The sequence below is a fragment of the Kordia sp. genome (assembly GCF_965224175.1).
Classification (GTDB): Bacteria; Bacteroidota; Bacteroidia; order Flavobacteriales; family Flavobacteriaceae; genus Kordia.
Map to the genome: position 1 here is coordinate 1,933,958 of NZ_OZ245041.1, position 19,558 is coordinate 1,953,515.

The 19,558-nt window shown below is 33.1% G+C and carries 11 protein-coding genes; 2 read left to right on the forward strand and 9 right to left on the reverse strand.

The window, feature by feature from the left end:
* Window positions 1-62: 62 nt before the first annotated feature.
* Window positions 63-1,076 (forward strand): T9SS type A sorting domain-containing protein, encoded by a 1,014-nt coding sequence (locus tag ACOQOS_RS08475; protein WP_420574538.1) that lies wholly within the window; start codon window positions 63-65, stop codon window positions 1,074-1,076.
* Between the two features lie 99 nt (window positions 1,077-1,175).
* Here ACOQOS_RS08475 and ACOQOS_RS08480 read toward each other — a convergent pair whose 3' ends face one another.
* The 5 genes from ACOQOS_RS08480 to asnB form a co-directional block, all read right to left on the reverse strand.
* On the reverse strand, window positions 1,176-2,195 hold the full coding sequence (locus ACOQOS_RS08480) for a dipeptide epimerase (RefSeq protein ID WP_420574539.1): 1,020 nt from the start codon (window positions 2,193-2,195) through the stop codon (window positions 1,176-1,178).
* A 51-nt stretch (window positions 2,196-2,246) separates the two neighbouring features.
* Complete coding sequence (locus tag ACOQOS_RS08485) at window positions 2,247-4,004, reverse strand: hypothetical protein (RefSeq protein WP_420574540.1); 1,758 nt, start codon at window positions 4,002-4,004, stop codon at window positions 2,247-2,249.
* A gap of 52 nt (window positions 4,005-4,056) precedes the next feature.
* Window positions 4,057-6,057 (reverse strand): hypothetical protein, encoded by a 2,001-nt coding sequence (locus ACOQOS_RS08490; protein WP_420574541.1) that lies wholly within the window; start codon window positions 6,055-6,057, stop codon window positions 4,057-4,059.
* Between the two features lie 52 nt (window positions 6,058-6,109).
* Window positions 6,110-8,440, reverse strand: a complete 2,331-nt coding sequence (locus tag ACOQOS_RS08495; protein WP_420574542.1) for a hypothetical protein — start codon at window positions 8,438-8,440, stop codon at window positions 6,110-6,112.
* 199 nt (window positions 8,441-8,639) lie between these two features.
* Window positions 8,640-10,304, reverse strand: coding sequence for an asparagine synthase B (asnB, locus tag ACOQOS_RS08500; RefSeq protein WP_420574543.1), 1,665 nt, complete (start codon window positions 10,302-10,304; stop codon window positions 8,640-8,642).
* Between the two features lie 322 nt (window positions 10,305-10,626).
* On the opposite strand from asnB, the gene ACOQOS_RS08505 reads away from it, so the two are divergent.
* On the forward strand, window positions 10,627-11,166 hold the full coding sequence (locus tag ACOQOS_RS08505) for a DUF2911 domain-containing protein (protein ID WP_420574544.1): 540 nt from the start codon (window positions 10,627-10,629) through the stop codon (window positions 11,164-11,166).
* A gap of 83 nt (window positions 11,167-11,249) precedes the next feature.
* Here ACOQOS_RS08505 and ACOQOS_RS08510 read toward each other — a convergent pair whose 3' ends face one another.
* The 4 genes from ACOQOS_RS08510 to ACOQOS_RS08525 form a co-directional block, all read right to left on the reverse strand.
* Window positions 11,250-12,638: an AraC family transcriptional regulator gene (locus tag ACOQOS_RS08510; RefSeq protein ID WP_420574545.1), complete on the reverse strand. Its 1,389-nt coding sequence runs from the start codon at window positions 12,636-12,638 to the stop codon at window positions 11,250-11,252.
* Window positions 12,639-12,643: 5 nt separating this feature from the next.
* Window positions 12,644-14,269 carry an amidohydrolase gene (locus tag ACOQOS_RS08515; protein WP_420574546.1) on the reverse strand — a complete coding sequence of 542 codons (1,626 nt, stop codon included), beginning with the start codon at window positions 14,267-14,269 and terminating at the stop codon, window positions 12,644-12,646.
* Between the two features lie 224 nt (window positions 14,270-14,493).
* Window positions 14,494-16,251 carry a TonB-dependent receptor gene (locus tag ACOQOS_RS08520; protein WP_420574547.1) on the reverse strand — a complete coding sequence of 586 codons (1,758 nt, stop codon included), beginning with the start codon at window positions 16,249-16,251 and terminating at the stop codon, window positions 14,494-14,496.
* 51 nt (window positions 16,252-16,302) lie between these two features.
* Window positions 16,303-19,341 carry a tetratricopeptide repeat protein gene (locus ACOQOS_RS08525; RefSeq protein WP_420574548.1) on the reverse strand — a complete coding sequence of 1,013 codons (3,039 nt, stop codon included), beginning with the start codon at window positions 19,339-19,341 and terminating at the stop codon, window positions 16,303-16,305.
* Window positions 19,342-19,558: the final 217 nt, after the last annotated feature.

The window sequence follows — 19,558 nt, forward strand, 5'->3', positions numbered from 1 at the left end:
TTCTCATAGCATGTTTTTAGTAGTTTTACATTACTAACAATTATTTTACTAAATATTGATCAATGAAAACAAAATTACTTTTAGTTGCGTTATTTTTTAGTTTCGCAACCTATTCACAAACTATTTCTTCTTTTAGTAGTGATCCTAATACCGATTTTACTATTGTAATTCCTTCAACGCCTCTAGATCAGTCACCGAGTGGTATGAATGCTGTTTGGACTTTTAATAATTTAACAGCTGCTGGAACAAATATAGATACATATGCTGCTCCAACTGCTACAGAGTTAGCTACATTCCCAGGAACTACCGAAGTATTGACCATTACTACACAAGGAATGCCACCTATTGTAAGTAATGCCTATTTGAGAGAAGATGTAAGTGGTACTTATTTTACAGGAGTATCTCAAGGAGACATTGTTTTAAACTATAGCACAACAAATGCTTTTATTGGATTATTCCCTTTAAATTTTAATGCCAATAATTCAGGACCTGTTTCTGGAACTTTCTCCTTTCAAGGAGCTAATGGAACTTTTTCTGGAACCGTAATAGCAACTGTAGATGCTTACGGAACTTTAACAATTCCTGACCCTACATTTCCTGATTATTCGGCACAAGTAACGCGTTTGCGTGTTGACCAAACAGCAAGTCTTAGCATTCCTCCTATTTTTAATGATATAGGAACGTTGACACAAACTACTTATTATTATTATGACGATACTGCAGACAATCTTGTTTTTAGATATAATAATGCAACCGTTGTTTCTGCATTTTTAGGAGTAAATCAAACTACGGAAACTTATGAGCGTAATACCGCTGTAACACTTTCTAGAAATACTATTGAAGCTTCTAGTTTTCAGTTGTATCCAAATCCTGCGAAAGATTTTATAACTATCACCTCAACTAATGATCAGGTAGTTAAAAATGTTTCTATTGTAGATACGCAAGGACGAAATGTTTTCAACGCTAGTGTAACAACTCCAAGAATTTCTGTTGCTAGTTTACAACAAGGAATGTATTTTATAACATTAGAAACTGAAACTGGTGCTACAACTACTAAGAAGTTTATAAAGCAATAATTATTTTTTTATATAAGAATTTAACGCTCAGAGTTTATAAGCTTTGAGCGTTTTTGTTTCATATAACTTTACGTCTGAATTTACTTTTCACAAGACTTTTTAGCACATTTTAGCTCCAGAACCATTTTTTGAAGTGTATATGATTTCTCCATTTTTGAATGTAACTCCGCGGGCAATATCATTTTTTAACAATAATGCTCCATCCGCATCTATGTAATCGAGTAAAGGCGCTAGTTGTGTTAGGTTTGAAATTCCGATAGAAGATTCTGTCATACAACCAGCCATGATTTTTATTTTTTTAGCTTTCGCGATTTGAATCATTTCTAATGCAGGTGTAATGCCACCACATTTCATCAATTTGATATTGATTCCATGAAAAACTTCTGAACATTTTTGAACGTCTTCTAGTTTCTGACAACTTTCGTCTGCAATGATTGGCAATACACTTTTTTCTTTGAGTGTTTTCATGCCTTTCCAATTGTCGGCTTGCAGTGGTTGCTCTATGAATTCAACATTGTATTGTTTGAGAATTTGAGCATTTTTTAGAGTTTCTTCTACTGTCCACGCGCAGTTGGCATCTACTCTGAAAATAGCATTTGTTACTTTTCGGAGTTCTTGTATGATTTTGATATCGTTCTTAGTTCCAAGCTTTATTTTGTAGATAGGCCATGGTGTTTGTTGAATTTTTGCTTGCATTCTTTCTATAGAATCGATTCCAATAGTAAAGTTCGTCTTGGGAAGGTTTAGATCGTGCTTACTCCAAAATCTACGCAATGGTTTTTGTTGTTGTTTGGCATACAAGTCCCAATAAGCACAATCTATCGCGCAAAGCGCAAAATAATTATGAGTTAGTAAAGGTTGTAATTGTTGCCAGAGTTTTTCTGGATGTAGATTTTCTTCTAATACTTCAAAAATACTCTGAACACTTGCTACAGAAGCTTTCAAACTTTGTATAGTACTATTGTAATATGGATTTACAGTAGCTTCCCCATATCCTGTAAAATTTCCATCTGTAATTGAGACCACCACTGTTTTTTGAACCGTCACCGTATACCGCGAAATCGTAAAGGGATTTTTCAACGGAAGTTCAAAATCTTGTATGGCAAGTTGTAGTTTCATCTTTTAAAGATAAAATTTCTCTTGCGATTTTACTTTGATTACAAAATATATTTACTGCGAACAGTTTCCGTCTACAATATCTTGCGGAGAAGGATTGTATGCGTTGCCAGAAAGGTTCAATATACAAGGTCCATACATATCATTATTGTTAATTAATGCATTTGCATAATTAGTGAGTCCACATAAATTTGTTAACACATTATTATTTTCAACAGTAACTCCTCCGTAAATACAACCTCCAAGAGCACTCATTACATCTACATTTGTCAAAGCATCATTATTAGATATATTTACAGAATACAATAAACCTCCTAAAAAGTTACTAGCTCCATCTATATTTGTTAAGGCATCATTACTATCAATCACTAGAGAAATCTCTTCATAAACAGTTCCAGTATTACTTAGTCCTTGAATGTTTACCAATGCGTCATTGTTTACTAAAACCATATTTGTCGATCTTATTGAAGCATTAGAAAGCATATTTACGTTTTCCAGTAATGGATTATTTGCTATTGTAAAACTTCGCAAAGCAGTACTAGATAAACCTCCAAAACCATCAAGATTTGTTAATTGTGTACCATTTATTGTAAATACTCCTCTTAAACTACCATTTCCTACAGCAACAGTTCCAACATTACTTAGACTACTATAATTAGTACTTGATAATTGTGTGTTTCCAGAGATTCTTAAAACAGTTAAACTGTTTAAGGATGACATATTAATAGAAGTTAAAATACTATTAGATTCAATTACTAGCGCACCTCCAAAACCTTCTAAATTAGGCATATTAATACTCAACAAATTAGTGTTACCATTTATGACAAAAGTAGGAGAAGCATCTTCCCAATAGGTATTTCCACTATTAACTGACATGAAATTATCTAAATGAATGCTTTCCAATGAACTATTGTTTGATATGTTTATGTAACCATTAATAGCTGTAATATTTTCTAAGCCTGTCAGTGATACTAAATTTGAATTATTAACAATAGTCAAACCTCCATCAAGTAATGTTAAACATGACAAAGGAGATAAATCTGTAATATTAGTATTCATAATAATTAAACCACCAATAGAAGAATAGTGAAAATCATCAACTTCTTGTTGCGTTGATAATGTTATTGTTTCAGTCGTTACATTAGCTGAAATACATGCATTGGATACAAATTCTACTTCATCACTGTAAGCTGTACCAATATTATTTGTTGCATACGCACGCACATAATACGTTTCATTTTCTGTCAACCCAGTTAATGTACTTGTAAATGTTCCTATTCCGTCTCCGTCATTAGTTACATTATCTGTGGTTATTGGATTGGGGCTCGTGCTCCAGCAAATACCTTTTGCCGTTACACTTGCTCCACCTTCATTTGTTACTTCTCCTCCACTTTCCGCAGAGGTTCCAGTAATATTGGTAATTGCAGCAATATTTACTTCTGGTAAATTTGTACTGAGTTCTTCTTGTTCGCTGTATGCAGTCCCTGTAGCGTTTATAACATACGCTCTGATGTAATACGTACTGTTAGGAACTAAACTTGTTATATTACTAGTATAGACTCCTGTTCCTGTTCCGTTGTTAGTAGTATCATCATTTATTGTAGGGTTTTGCGTGGTACTCCAACAAATACCTCGCGAAGTAATTGTTGTACCACCATTCGTAATAACTTCTGAGATAACTTGAGCAGCATCCACAGTAACGTCACTTACATTGGTAATTTGTACTTCTGCGAGTTCTTGTGTAGGAGCATCATCGTCACTACAATTAAATAATACAAAAATCATTAAGAGGTATACAATATATTTTTTCATAGCTTAGTTTAGTTAGAGTTGTTGGTTTTGTAAATTACAAAAATCGTTTTCTTTACTGCGAACAGTTTCCATCTACAATATCTTGCGGAGAAGGATTGTAGGCATTACCAGATATTTGTAAATTACAAGGATCTAAATAAGGATTACTTTGATTTTGCAGATAATCGTATGCGTGTGCTGTCAATCCGCATAAATCAGATAAAGTGCTATTATTTACTACCACCAACCCATGAAGTAAACATTCGTCTATATTACTTAATCCATTTAAATTTGCCAAAGAATTATTATCCGATATCTCTACAGAATATACATTCACTGATGTGTAGTTAGCAATTCCATCTATATTTACAAGCGCATCATTATCACTTATCTTTAAATATACTTCATCATATCGATTAATGGAAGCTAGTCCATCAAGGTTAGTCAATAGAGGATTCCCAGATATATCTAAAAATTCGATTGCTACGCTTGAAGTATTAAAACCATTAAGATTTTGAAGGGAAGGATTGTCTTTTAACGTTAAATATCTCATAACACCAGACTGTAGACTCGCAAATGTATCTACATTAGACAAATTTGTTCCTATAATTCTTATTCCTCCATAAGAAAAACCAAAAACTTGTATTGATCCAACTAACGATAAGCTATCTACATTTAGAGTATTCAAAGATGGCATATTCTTTATCGATAAGATATATGCTTGCTCTACCAAAGGCAATTCTAATGTGGTTAAATTAGCACAATTCTTAACATCAACTATCCCTATGAATCCAGAAAGATTAGGCATATTGATATTCGTTAGAGCAGGATTATTATCAATATCCAATGTAGTAGGATAATGATTTAGTTCACCGTCATCCAATTCATTAGCTCTACTTGCTAGAGAAGTTAAACCCTCTAAATTGATTGAAGTTAGATTAGGATTATTTTTAATTTCTAATATATAATCTATTTTAGTTAAGCATGGTAAGGATATATTTGTAATAGAAGAACTATTTTCTATAATTAAACTCCCTACTGAAGAGTAGTTAAAATTATCAACATCATCTTGCGTAGAAAGCGTAACTGTACCTTCGGTTTCATTGGCAAGACCACAAGAACTCGGTAAAAATTCTATTTCATTTCCATACATAATTCCAATGCTATTTATTGCATATGCACGAATGTAATACGTTTGGTCAATCTCTAAGTTATCTATTGTGGTATTGAAAGTACCTGCTCCCTGACCAGAAATTAGATAATCTCCATCAATTGTTGGGTTTGGACTCGTACTCCAAGTGATTCCTCGCTCTGTAACTTCTGTTGTACCTTCATCTGTGACTTCTGCTTCTACTTCTACTTCTGCTTCTGAAGAATCAACTGAAAGATATGTGATTGTATTGGTTGTAACAGATGGCAAGTTGGTACTGAATTCTACTTCATCACTGTAAGCGGTACCAATATTATTTGTTGCATACGCACGCACATAATACGTTTCATTTTCTGTCAACCCAGTTAATGTACTTGTAAATGTTCCTATTCCGTCTCCGTCATTGGTTACATTATCTGTGGTTATTGGATTGGGGCTCGTGCTCCAGCAAATACCTTTTGCCGTTACACTTGCTCCACCTTCATTTGTTACTTCTCCTCCACTTTCCGCAGAGGTTCCAGTAATATTGGTAATTGCAGCAGCATTTACTTCTGGTAAATTAGTACTAAGTTCTTCTTGTTCGCTATATGCAGTTCCTGTAGCATTTATAGCATATGCTCTGATGTAATACGTACTGTTAGGAACTAAATTTGTTATGTTACTAGTATAGACTCCTGTTCCTGTTCCGTTACTAGTAGTATCATCATTTGTTGTAGGGTTTTGCGTGGTACTCCAACAAATACCTCGTGAAGTAATTGTTGTACCACCATTCGTAATGACTTCTGAGGTAACTTGAGCAGCATCCACAGTAACATCGTTCACATTTGTAATTTGTACTTCTGCGAGTTCTTGTAAAGAAGCTTCATCTTCGCTACAGTTAAAAAGTATGAAAGCCATAAAAAGGTATGCAATATATTTTTTCATCGTTTAGTTTAGTTAGGGTTGTTGGTTTTGTAAATTCCAAAAATCGTTTTCTTTACTGCGAACAATTTCCATCTACAATGTCTTGCGGAGAAGGATTGTAGGCGTTGCCTGAAAGGTTCAATATACAAGGTCCATACATGTCATTATTGTTAATTAATGCATTTGCATAATTAGTGAGTCCACATAAATCTGTTAATACATTATTATTTTCAACAGTAACTCCTCCGTAAGTACAACCTCCAAGAGCACTCATTACATCTACGTTTGCCAAAGAATCATTATTAGATATGTATACAGTATACAAAGAGCCTCCCAAAAAATTACTAACACCATCTATATTTGTTAATGAAGCGTTATTAGAAATACCTAAAGAAGATTCATTCAAAGTTGTAGCAGAAGCTAAACCATTGAGGTTTGTTAATAGAGGATTCCCAGAAACATTTAATCCTTCAGTTCTAATAAGAGCATTACTTAAACCATCTATATTCTGAAGCTGTTGATTATTGGTTATAGAAAAATATCTACTACTACGTTCAAAACTAACAAATGCATCTAAATTCACTAAACCAGTATTTGAGATAGACATACCGCCAATAGCATTACCATTAATAGTTGCTGCTCCTATATTAGTTAAATTGTCTATATTTAAATTTACTAAAGAAGGGAGGTTTCTTAAATCAAACCCTAGTCCTCCACCTGTTAAAGGTAGTTCTATTGTTGTTAAATTAACGCAATCTTCAATTTCTGCATCTCCAAGACCACCTGAAAGACTAGGCATACTTACAGTTATTAAATTAGTATTATTTTTTATTGATAATGTCATTGGAAAATCTTCTATATACACAAACGAAACATTGTTGGTAATTGAGACTACATTTTCTAAATTAATTGAAGTTAATACTGGGTTATTTTCAATAGTTATTCCCCATCCAATCTCTTGAAGGTTTTCTAAACCTGTTAATGAAGTTAAGTTAGAGTTGTTTATGATTCGCAAATACACTTCTATCGATGTTAAGCATGACAAGGGAGATAAGTCTGTAATGGAGGAAGTATTCTCTATAATTAAACTCCCGACCGAAGAATAATTAAAATCATCAACTTCTTGTTGAGTTGATAGTATAATTGCTTCAGCCGTTATATTTGCTGAACTACATGCATTGGATACAAATTCTACTTCATCACTGTAAGCGGTACCAATATTATTTGTTGCATATGCACGTACATAATACGTTTCATTTTCTATCAACCCAGTTAGTGTACTTGTAAATGTTCCTATTCCGTCTCCGTCATTGGTTGCATTATCTGTAATTGTTGGATTTGGTGTTGTACTCCAACAGATTCCTTTTGCCGTTACACTTGCTCCACCTTCATTTGTTACTTCTCCTCCACTTTCCGCAGAGATTCCGGTAATATTGGTAATTGCAGCAGTATTTACTTCTGGTAAATTTGTATTAAATTCTATTTCATTACCATACATAGTTCCACTGCTGTTTGTAGCATATGCGCGAACATAATAATTTGTGTTTACTGTGACACCAGTAATATTACTTGTGTATTCGCCTATTCCTGCACCATCGTTAGTAATGCTATTGTCAATTGTAGGATTGGGAGTTGTACTCCAGCAAATACCTTTTGCTATTACTGCTGTTCCACCTTCGTCTATAACTTCTCCTCCACTCTCTACTAAAACATCTGATATATTTGTAATCGCTGTTGTATTGACAACTGGTAGATTACTATTGAACTCTATTTCATTTCCATAAGAAATTCCTATACTATTGATGGCATATGCTCGAATATAATAGATTTGGTTTTGTTCTAAATCATCAATATTAACTATATATGCTCCTTCTCCGTTACCTTCTGCCATATAGCTCCCTTCTATTGTTGGGTTTGGAGTTGTACTCCAACTAATACCACGCTCAGTAACGACAGTTGATCCCTGATTGACAACTTCCCCGACTATAGCTATAGAATTTGATGTTATATTAGTTATATTAACAGTTATAACTTCTGGTAAATGTGTACTCACTTCTTCTTGCTCACTGTAAGAAGTTCCTGCACTGTTTATGGCATATGCTCTAATGTAATATGTTGTGTTTACTTCTAAATTACTTGCATTAACTATGTATTGCGGTTGTGCAGATTCATCAATTGCTGTGTTATCGCTTGTTGTAGGGTTAGCACTTGTACTCCAACAGATACCACGTTCTTGAATGGCATCTTCTCCTTGTGATATAATTCTACTTGTAACAGGAATACTATTGTTTACAAATTCACTTACAGATAATATTTCTACTTCTGCTAAGTTTACTGGAGCATCATCGTCACTACAGTTAAACAGCATAAATGCCATTAAGAGATATGCAATATACTTTTTCATAGTTTAGTTTAGCTAGGGTTTTCTAACAAATGTATATAATATTCTCAATGTTAAAGAATTATCATACGCTTTATTTCTTTTTTTTGTAGGAACGTACATTAATTCTGATAAATTATAATATTTGAAACATGAAAAAGCATCCTAATACTTAGATTAAGATGCTTTTTGAAAACTATTGTAAGAAAAATATGTGTACTTTTTAATATGCTTCTTCATGTACATTTGCCACAGCTCTTCCAGATGGATCGTTCATGTTTTTGAATGATTCATCCCATTCTAAAGCAGTTACTGAACTACATGCTACAGAGGGAACTGATGGTACTGTTAACGAAGCTGTTTCTGACGGGAAATGCTCTTCAAAAATACTACGGTAGTAATATTCTTCTTTAGCTCTTGGTGTTTGAAGCGGGAAACGGTATTTTGCATTTGCCAATTGTTCGTCAGACACTTCACTTTCTACCAATTCTTTTAAGGTATCTATCCAACTGTATCCTACACCATCACTAAATTGTTCTTTTTGCCTCCAAGCAACACTTTCTGGTAAGTAGGATTCAAAAGCTTTACGTAAAACCCACTTTTCCATACGTTCACCGTTAATCATTTTGTCTTGTGGATTGATGCTCATAGCAACATCCATAAATTCTTTATCTAAGAAAGGCACACGGCCTTCAATTCCCCAAGCGGCTAATGATTTGTTTGCACGTAAGCAATCGTATTGATAGAGTTTATCTAATTTACGTACCGTTTCTTTGTGCAATTCTTCTGCGCTTGGTGCTTTGTGGAAGTATAAGTAGCCTCCAAAGATTTCATCAGCACCTTCACCAGATAATACCATCTTGATTCCCATAGATTTTATTACTCTTGCCAATAAGTACATTGGAGTTGATGCGCGAACTGTTGTAATATCATAAGTTTCTAAATGATAGATTACATCTTTTATCGCATCTAAACCTTCTTGAATGGTGAATTTTACTTCGTGATGTACGGTTCCAATATGATCTGCTACTTTTTGAGCTGCTTCTAAATCTGGAGAACCTTCCAATCCGATAGAGAACGAATGTAATTGTGGCCACCAAGCTTCACTTGTATCGTCTGTTTCAATACGTTTTTGCGCATATTTTTTTGCTACTGCAGATGTGATTGAAGAATCCAATCCACCAGAAAGCAATACACCATAAGGCACATCAGACATTAATTGCCTGTGAATAGAAGCTTCCAATGCTTCACGTAAAGTATCAATACTTGTTTGATTTTCTTTTACGGCTTCATATTCCATCCAATCGCGTTGGTACCATTGTTTTAACTCGCCTATTGTACTATCTAAATAATGTCCTGGAGGAAATACTTCTATTTTACTACAAACTCCTTCTAAGGCTTTTAATTCTGAAGCAACATAGAAAGTTCCTTTTTTGTCCCAACCTATATATAATGGAATGATTCCCATGTGATCTCTGGCTACTAAGTACGAATCTTGTTTTTCATCATATATAGCAAATCCGAAGATTCCGTTTAATTCATCTATAAAAGTGCTTCCTTTTTCTTTGTATAGTGCTAGAATTACTTCGCAATCAGATTGCGTTTGAAAGTTATATGAACCTTCAAATTGCTTACGTAACTCTCTATGATTGTATATTTCGCCGTTAGCAGCCAATACTAATTGTTTATCTTCACTAAATAATGGTTGCTTTCCAGAAGCTGGATCTACAATCGCAAGGCGTTCGTGCGCTAGGATTGCTTTTTCCGAACTATAAATTCCATTCCAATCTGGGCCACGGTGACGAATTTTTTTCGACATTTCTAAAAGTTGAGGTCTTAAGACTTCTGCTTTTTCCTTTAAATCAAAGGCACATACAATTCCACACATAATATTTTTCTTTTTTTCATGTTATAATTACAGTACAAATATGAATTTAAACTTTCATTTTAAAAACACAAAGTTGCTTTATGGTTACAATTTTAAACTATAAATAACATTTTTAATGACAATTGAAAATATAAAAGCTTAAATACAGTCATTAACTTTCAAAATATAAAAATCACATATAAGTATTCATCCATTAGTAAAATTCACAGTTTCTTGTTCGATTCAGTTTTACTTGTTGATTTATAATTTTAACATCTTAAACAAAAGTTTAACATTATGCTAAGAATAAGTTTTACTAAATTTATATCGAAAAGTTTGCACCATGAAAAAGCACATAATAACGACATGCATTTTATCCTTAATAATGTTGTTTACTATTAATGTTTCTGCACAGAAATTTAGTGACATCGATAAAAGTCCGCATGATATTAGCTATTTCAAAGCTCAAAGAAATGCGCCACCTGTTGTCAAAGTTTTATATGGAAGACCACAAAAGAAAGGTCGTTCTATTTTTGGAAACTTAGTTCCTTATGGTAAAATTTGGAGAACTGGTGCAAATGAAGCTACCGAAGTTACATTTTTTCAAGATGTAAAACTAGGTGAACAAGAAATCAAAGCTGGAACGTATACACTGTTCACTATTCCTGGGAAAAAATCTTGGACAATTATTATAAATTCAGACACGGACGTTTGGGGCTCTTATTATTATGATCAAGATAAGGATGTTGCCCGTTTAGACGTTCCTGTTCAAAATACGGATGAGGTAGAATATTTTTCTATTGCATTCAAAAAAGAAACTGATGGTACTAGCATGATACTAGCATGGGACAATATTAGTGTCGCTGTACCGTTTAGTTTTTAATTATTCTTTATTTATTGTTATTATTGGTTATTTAAAGAACTCAGAAACCTTTAGGTTTCTGAGTTTTTTCTTTTAGTAGTTTTTTATTCTAGAATAGCTCTTATTTCGTTTATAAATTTAAACGACTCAATTTCAATTTGTGCAAGTAGTTTCTGCATATCTTCAAAGTCAGGATTCTCTACTATTAATGAATCCATAATTGATAAACTTTCATCTATTGATGCTGCTAAATGATAGTGATTCCAATTACTGTTTTTGAACATTTCCCAGTATTTTTTTCGAATACTTTTATTTTGTCCTGATAAACAGATGCTGAAACACATTTTTTTATGGTTAAAAATGATTACAAATTTTAATTTTTGCTTTTTTAATTCTTCCGTAGTTAGTGAAAAGTATGAAAAGTCCTTTTTACCCTGATAAATAGCTCCAAATGTAAATTCAGAATCGTACTCATTGATAAAAAATGTTCTGATACTTTTCATGTACGCTATCAAATCATGATAATCGAGTTTTTCAGAAACATTCGTAGTTTTACTTTTGTTGTTCGCTAAACTTTTTGTGTTTGATGTTTTCGTCTGTTCAATAGGAATACAGATATCTACTATAAATTTCTTTTTAGGATGTGTTTCATGATCGTTTAGATATATTTCAAAATAATCTCCATCTCTAAATTCATACCCGTTTTCCATGATCCATACAGATAAGCTTTTCCATGCTTTTGGAAATTCGTTCGCATCAATGGTAAAATTTCCAATGACATAATTACCTTTTTGTATTGCAAGCGGCCTGATTTCTCCTTCCGCTTTTATGGCTTTGTTAATTGTTACACAAGCACTGTGTCTTACTTTGGAGATTTGAGTAATATTTGGATTGTCATGATAAATAGTAATGGCTTTAAAGTTTGATGTATCTAACACATGATGATTGTATCCCCATTCCATTAATTTTTGATAGCTTTCACCAATTTTTTCAAAGGCTCCTATACGCATGATACCAGCGAGCTTTATTTCTTGCAATTGTTTTACTGTGATTTGAGCATTCATATCAGTCCATTTTTTAATGTTAGTAATGCTGCAAATGTATTTTTCAATTGATAGAGATTCTATACCAATCTTGCTAAGTATTTTTTTTCCTTCAGATTTAAATGTAGTCGGACTGACTCCATAATATTTTTTAAATGATCTTGATAATGAACTATCACTGTTAAACCCATAGATATAAGCAAGCTCTTTGATAGGTCTTTTGACATCTACCAATAAAATTGAAGCAATACGCTCTATTCGTTTTCTATTGATATATTCATTTAAGTTTTCACCAACAATTATTAAAAATATTCTGTGAAAGTGATATGATGAATAGTGCGCTTTTTGAGATAGTTTTTCTAGCGATAGTTCTGTGTCTAGATTTTTTTCGATGAAATCTAAAACATAATGTATTCGCTTTATGTACTCTTGTCTTATCTCGCTATGCATTTTACTTACTTCACTTTTTTCCCAGCAATGTATGTAGATTTAACGGTCGCTTTTAAGATATCATTCTCTGGAATTTCCATGATATTTTGATCAAGAATGATAAAATCTGCAAATTTTCCAGGTTCTATACTTCCTTTTTCGTTCTCTTCAAAATTGCTATATGCTGCCCAGATAGTCATTCCTTTGAGTGTTTCTTCGCGAGACAAAGCGTTTTCTTTTTGATAACCACCTTCAGGATAGTGTTTTGAGTCTTTTCTGGCAACAGCAGCATAAAAGGTTTTAAACGGACTTACATATTCCACAGGAAAGTCAGTTCCTAAAGCAACTTTTCCTGATAAGTTTAATAATTTTTTGTAGGCATATGCACCTTTTTCACGATGTTCTCCTAAGCGATCGCCTGCCCAATACATATCACTTGTTGCATGCGTTGGCTGTACAGATGGGATGATGTTTTCATTTTTAAATATCTCAAAATCTGGTTCGTCAATAACTTGCGCATGTTCTATTTTCCAACGACGATTGGTTTGTCCTTCCAATACTTTCGCATAGGTTTTTAATACTTGATAATTTGCTGAATCACCAATAGCGTGCGTATTCATCTGATATTTTGTTTTTGCTATTCTTGCGGCTAATTTTGATAATTCTTCCGGACTGATTACCATTGCTCCAAAATGATTTTCTTTGTCAGTATACGATTCTTTTAAAACGGCACCACGCGAACCTAAAGCTCCATCTCCATATACTTTGAACGATCGCACATTTAAATAATCTGTTTTATACGGTTCTTTGTTGATGTAATATTCAACATTTTCAGGTGTATTGCTAATCATAGCATACATACGAATTTTTAATGCTTCAGCTTTTTGAAGGCTATCAATTAGATTGATAACATCTCTATTTAAACCAGCATCATTAACAGTTGTTAATCCATAAGAAAGACATTCTGTTTGCGCATCTTGTAAAGCTTGAATTTGTTGTGTACGATTTGGTTGTGGAATTACTTTATCGATCAAATCCATTGGATTGTCTACTAAGATTCCTGTTAGTTTTCCGTTTTTAAGTTGAATTTCTCCACCTTCTATTTTCGTTTCTGACGTAATTCCTGCCATATCTAGTGCTTTTTGATTCACTAAATACGCATGACCATCTACACGAGTTAATGCTATTGGCGTATCAGGGAATAATACATCTAAACGTTCTTTGGTTGGAAATTCTTTAACTTCCCAATCGTTTTGATCCCAACCTCTACCAATTATGAAAGGTGTACTTTTTTCTTTTTGAAAAGCGACAATACGTTCAATAACTTCATCATAACTTTTTGTTCCAATCAAGTCAACACTTTGTTTATTTAATCCTAAACCGTAAAAATGACAATGCGCATCTATAAAACCAGGAAGAATGGTATTTCCATTAACATTTAAAGTTTCCGAAGCTTCATATTTACCTTGAATTTCTTCCGTAGTTCCAACCGCAACAAATTTTCCGTCTTTTATGGCAAACGCTTCTGCATTGGAGAATTGGGCATCAACAGTATACACTTTGGCATTGGTAAGAATCATATCTACTTGTTCTTTTTCAGCACAAGAAAAGCATACTATAATGAGTAAAAGGAAAATGGTTAGTTTTTGCATTTTGGATTAATTTTATAGTTTGAGAAACAAAACGAATTTCATAGCACTTCTCGATATAATCTTCTTCATTTCATTGCGAAAATCACTCGAAGAGACGTTTTGAGGAACTAAAAATACAATTTTTAAAATGTTTTTTCTGATTCTATTATTGATCTGAGAGAAATTCACAAAAAAAGCGTTTCATGTGATTGAAACGCCTTTAAAATATATTGTTGTCTTTTAATTTAAAAATCAAATTTATACGTTGCTCCTCCCATAATTTGAAATTGCTGTACAGGAAAGTTTACCCAACGTTGGTAATCTTGGTTTGCAATATTGTTTGCTTTTACAAATGCTGATAATCTGTCATTGAAACGATATCCTACATGTGCATTTACATCAATAAAACTATCTAAAGTAACCGTCACAGGCATTGGTACAATAATTCCTCCAGGATTAATGATTTGATCTTTTCGTTCACCAATAAAGAAAATATTCGCGCCAGCAAACCAATTTTCAGTAATTTGATAGTCTGCAAAAATAGAAGCTTCTAATTCTGGTAAGTTCCAGGCTTCTTCTTGCTGGTCAGTACTGTAATTGAAGTATTCCGCCTTAGCGCCAAATTTAAAGTTGCTTGTAATATCAACATTAATTTCTCCAAATACACCAATAGTAGTTACATCATCATAAGCAACTCCAAACGAGTTTCCGTAGGTATATCCATTTTCAGAAATTGATGAAGGACTGAACGGATTTACTTTGAATAAAGCTTTTCCTTTTTCTGACATGTATGAAGCTCTTGCATTGTAACTTACATTAGATGTTAGTTTTCCTTTGATTCCTAGGTATCCATTATACTGCTGATCTGTTGGAGCAATTCCCAATGTTGGCGAGACAAAGTAATTTGTTTGTACAAAGTCGTAGTATGAGTTTTGTCTTAAATCACCTTCTACTCCACCATATGCAATTACGTTATCACCGTTAAGTCTGTATTGTGCAGTAATTCTTGGATAAATATAGATATCGTTTTCACTGTTTTCTGTGTCTAAACCAACATAGATTCCAGCGCCAAAATTCACTGTTAAATCATCACGAAGAATGACTAAACTCGGCGAGATTCCTGCTTTTAGAATACTATAATCAATGCTTCCAGTTCCTGCAAAGTTGTTTTCAAAAGTTCCGCCAACATAATCAACATCAACTAAAGTTTTAATCAACTCACCAGCAATTTCTACTTCAAATTCTGGTTGTAAGATCAATCTGTTTTCACCTGAACTAAATGCATCAAACATTCTGCGATACAATACTTTTCCTCCATTAAAGAAAGAATCGTCCATTTTTACATCTCCGCCTACGTAAATATTGTGATAGGTTTGTTGTTCACTAATTCCATCAATCTGAGTTGGCGTAAGCGTAATTCCTTCTGGCAAGCCATACCAATTATAGATTTGGTGCTGATATCCAAGTTTACCTTTCCACGATAAGTCTCTACTTCTATTTATATATGCTAAATCAAGCTTTGTATCAAAGAATTTATCATCTAATTCTACTCCGTCAATTCCACCTTGCGATGAGTGATGACGTAAGGAAATATCAAAAGTTTCATCTCTACTAATGGCTCTACTTGTATAAAAATCAAGCGCAGCCGTATTGTAATTTCCTAAACCAAGTGATACATACGTATTGTATAGTTTTTCTCGTTTTACTTTTTTTAATACTTCTGCTTTTCCTTTAGCAGGTGTAAATGTTGATGCCACAGGAAACGAAAAAATAGCGTACTTAATTTCTTTTTTTGTACCTGTTTCTTTATCGTTCAACGAAGGAGTTTGTTTGATTTTGAAAGCGTCAGAAACGGAAGGCGTATATGGTTTTACCACGTTTACAACTTCTGTTCCAATGGTTTCTTCTTTATCTTTTTCCTTGTCTTTATCTTGAGCAGTCGCCAAATTCGCTATAAAAAATATCGCTACTATAAACGTTGATTTTAATATTTGGTGTCGCATATGTTGCTTGCTTTGTGTGTTTGTGTTTGATTTCAATGTCTCGCTTTACTTTTAGTTACCGTCGTCTTCTTTTTCAGTTGGTGTCACTGACGAATTACGTTTTGCTTCTGCTGTTTTAATTTTTGCTAACTCAGCTTCCGCTTCAGCGACTTCATCTGGATAACTTATAAAGTTTTTAATGACACTTTCTAAAATATACGTTGCTTGGAACGCGTCTTCTAAAGCATAGAAGTTTTTAGCCATGATGATTAATCCTTTAGCGCCAAATTGCTTGTAACTAGAATAGTCTTTCACCAATTTCTGAACCACAGTATTTGATCCATCGTAATCATTTTCTTTGTTCTTAAAGTAAGCATCATAATATAATGCTTCTGCCGCTAGTTTTCCTGTAGCAATTTTTTGAACTTCCGCATATGCTTCTTTTGCTTTGTCTTCGTTATTGGTTGCAATAGCAGAGCGAGCAATAATTACATGCGCATCACTTTTAATTCGATTGTCTACTTTATCGTTTGCCAATACTTTTTCTGCATAACTTACGGCTGTATCATAATTGTCCAACTCGTAATTTGCTTTCATTAAGTTTGATTGTGCAAAGGTTACGTTTTGTGGGAAATCGGCGCTTTCTTCCAAACGTTTTAGTACTGGAATTGCTTTTGTATAATTGTCTGTTTCTAATAGTACTTGAGCTAATCTTGCCAACGCTTGTTCCGTATATTCATTACGCTCGTTTTGTAATACATATTCGTAATGTGGAATTGTTTTTTGCGTTTCGCCTTTACTGAAATACGATTGTGCAAGGTAAAAATTAGCTTTAACGGCATTCAATCCGTTTGGAAATTGCTGTACATATTTTTCAAATCCTTCAATAGCTTTGTCTGTATTGTTTTGGATGAATTGCTGTTCTGCAGATTCGTAGGTTGCTTTGTCTAACTCAGCATCAGTTACATCTACAAAATCAAGATTTTTCACCCAATTTGCATACACTTCTACTTGTCCTAATTCTACATAGATTAATTTCGCTGTAGCGACAGCCTGAATTGCTTCTTCTGTATTTGGAAACTTCGCTACTACTGATCGAAATTTTGTCAAAGCCACTTGGTTTTTACCTTCATTATAATTGATAAGTCCTTGCTTCAACATTGTTTTAGGAACATATGAACTTTTTGGATAATCTTCCACCATTTCTGCATATGCATTCAGTCCTTTTTCAGTATTTCCTTCGTTGATATAGGTATTTCCTAATTCGTATAAAGCATCATCTCGTAAGGTTGATTTTTTATATTTTTTTGTGAATTTATCTAATTCAGAAATTTTTGTGTTTGTTTTTCCTGTAAATCCATAACTGATTGCTTTTTGGAAAAATGCGTAATCTTCATCAACACCTTTCATCGCTATTGCTTTGTCATACGCTTTGATGGCATCATTGTATTTACTCATTACAAAATGACTATCTCCTAAACGTAGGTAACTATCATTTACACGTCCTTTGTCGTCAGGATTATTAGTTACAAACTTTTCAAAATTCGAAATTGCACTTGTATATTCTTTTTGTTTGAAATACGTGTATGCTAAATTATAATCGATAGTTTGTGCTTCTTCTGTGTCTGTGATATTTGCATTAGCAAACGATTTGAAACCTTCTAGAGCCAAATCATAATTATCTAATAAGTAGTTTGTTTCAGCTTTCCAGAAAGTAGCTCTTGCCGTGTATTCTGAAGATTCGTTTTCTTTTAACGATTTTTCAAAGAAATCTAATGCTTCTTGATATTTACTATCGTTGAATAATTCAATTGCTCTATAAAACGCTACTTTTTGATACGTTGCTTTATCGCTATATTTTTTACTTGCTTCTAGCAGATTTAATGCTGCTTCGTAATCTTTTGATGTAATGTATGAACTTACTAACAATTCTTCCAATTCTGCTTGATGTTCAGTATCTGGATATTTCTTTAAATAAGATGTTAAGACAGAAGGAACACTTTCATAAGGATTTCCAATTTCATAACTCAATCGTGCATAATTCAATCCTGCGTCTTCTTGAATTTTCAAATCAAAATCCATTTGCGAAGCATTACGAAAAGCATTCAATGCTTGTTGTTTCTTATCTGTATTTAAGTAACATTCTCCTAAATGGTAATAAGCGTTTTGTGCTACAAAATTACTTCCATCCACAATTTTATTGAATTGTTTGATCGCATTTTCGTAATCTTCTTGCTTATAATATGCATATCCTAATTGATAGAAATCTGTGTTATTCCACCTTCTCTTCTTTCCTTTGTATTCTTTTAAATAAGGAATTGCTTCTTTGTATTGTTTTAAATTGAAATAACTTTCTCCTATAATCTTATTGAGTTCAGAAATTTCTTTTCTATCAGCATTTGGCAATTCTTTCTTAGATAAATCAATCGCTTTTTGAAAGTTTCCAAGTTTGAAGTTCATATCTGCTTTAAAATAGGAAAGCTTTTCATTGAATTCATCTTCTTCGGAAACACCTTCAAAATATTCGTTTGCCTCTTCATATTTATCTTCTTGATACGCAATGTATCCAGTATAATATTTTGCTTGCGATCCGTATTTTGGAGAATCTAATAATTTTTGAAAATATGTTTTTGCTTGTTCATACTTTTTTGAAGTAAAATAAGCATATCCTTTTTTGAAATTATATTCTTCTCGTTGCGAATTGGTCAAGTTATTTTCTCCTGACTTATCGTACCATTTTAACGCTCGAGCGTACTTACCATTTTCAAAATAATAATCGGCAACATCAATATATGCAGAGTTTCGTTTGGTACTTGTCGGATATCTTTTCACAAAATCTTCCATCATACTATCAGCTCCAAGCTGATTTAACCGAACGGCGCAATTGGCAATATAATATGCGCAATTGGCTTCTGTTTCATAATCGGAAGTAGCTCCTTTTACTCTATCAAAAAGAGCTTGGGAAGCCTGATATTGTTTACTATTATACAAATGAAGTGCTTCGTTGTAATCTTTTAAATCATGTGTATACACTTTTGTTTTTTGTGCATACGATAGATGAAAAGATAACAGCACAAAACATAGAATAAGTTGAAGATTTTTTTTGCTCATGAATCTTGTTGTTTTATGAGATTTGCAATGTATTGCGATTGTATTTCTATTCTCTACAAACTTAACGTAAATATATGTGTTTCGCCAATTTTAATAGATGAAGAAATTTAGTATTTATAGATAGATAACGTGTGTTTTTAGGGATAATTATACGAATCTGATTTAAAAAACAATTTACAAGAGTTATTTAGTATTTTCTTAACATAATTTCTGCACA

Excerpts from the sequence above, each read along its gene's own strand:
- ACOQOS_RS08475 (WP_420574538.1), top strand. The coding sequence starts at position 63 with ATGAAAACAAAATTACTTTTAGTTGCGTTATTTTTTAGTTTCGCAACC.
- ACOQOS_RS08480 (WP_420574539.1), bottom strand. The coding sequence starts at position 2,195 with ATGAAACTACAACTTGCCATACAAGATTTTGAACTTCCGTTGAAAAAT.
- ACOQOS_RS08485 (WP_420574540.1), bottom strand. The coding sequence starts at position 4,004 with ATGAAAAAATATATTGTATACCTCTTAATGATTTTTGTATTATTTAAT.
- ACOQOS_RS08490 (WP_420574541.1), bottom strand. The coding sequence starts at position 6,057 with ATGAAAAAATATATTGCATACCTTTTTATGGCTTTCATACTTTTTAAC.
- ACOQOS_RS08495 (WP_420574542.1), bottom strand. The coding sequence starts at position 8,440 with ATGAAAAAGTATATTGCATATCTCTTAATGGCATTTATGCTGTTTAAC.
- asnB (WP_420574543.1), bottom strand. The coding sequence starts at position 10,304 with ATGTGTGGAATTGTATGTGCCTTTGATTTAAAGGAAAAAGCAGAAGTC.
- ACOQOS_RS08505 (WP_420574544.1), top strand. The coding sequence starts at position 10,627 with ATGAAAAAGCACATAATAACGACATGCATTTTATCCTTAATAATGTTG.
- ACOQOS_RS08510 (WP_420574545.1), bottom strand. The coding sequence starts at position 12,638 with ATGCATAGCGAGATAAGACAAGAGTACATAAAGCGAATACATTATGTT.
- ACOQOS_RS08515 (WP_420574546.1), bottom strand. The coding sequence starts at position 14,269 with ATGCAAAAACTAACCATTTTCCTTTTACTCATTATAGTATGCTTTTCT.
- ACOQOS_RS08520 (WP_420574547.1), bottom strand. The coding sequence starts at position 16,251 with ATGCGACACCAAATATTAAAATCAACGTTTATAGTAGCGATATTTTTT.
- ACOQOS_RS08525 (WP_420574548.1), bottom strand. The coding sequence starts at position 19,341 with ATGAGCAAAAAAAATCTTCAACTTATTCTATGTTTTGTGCTGTTATCT.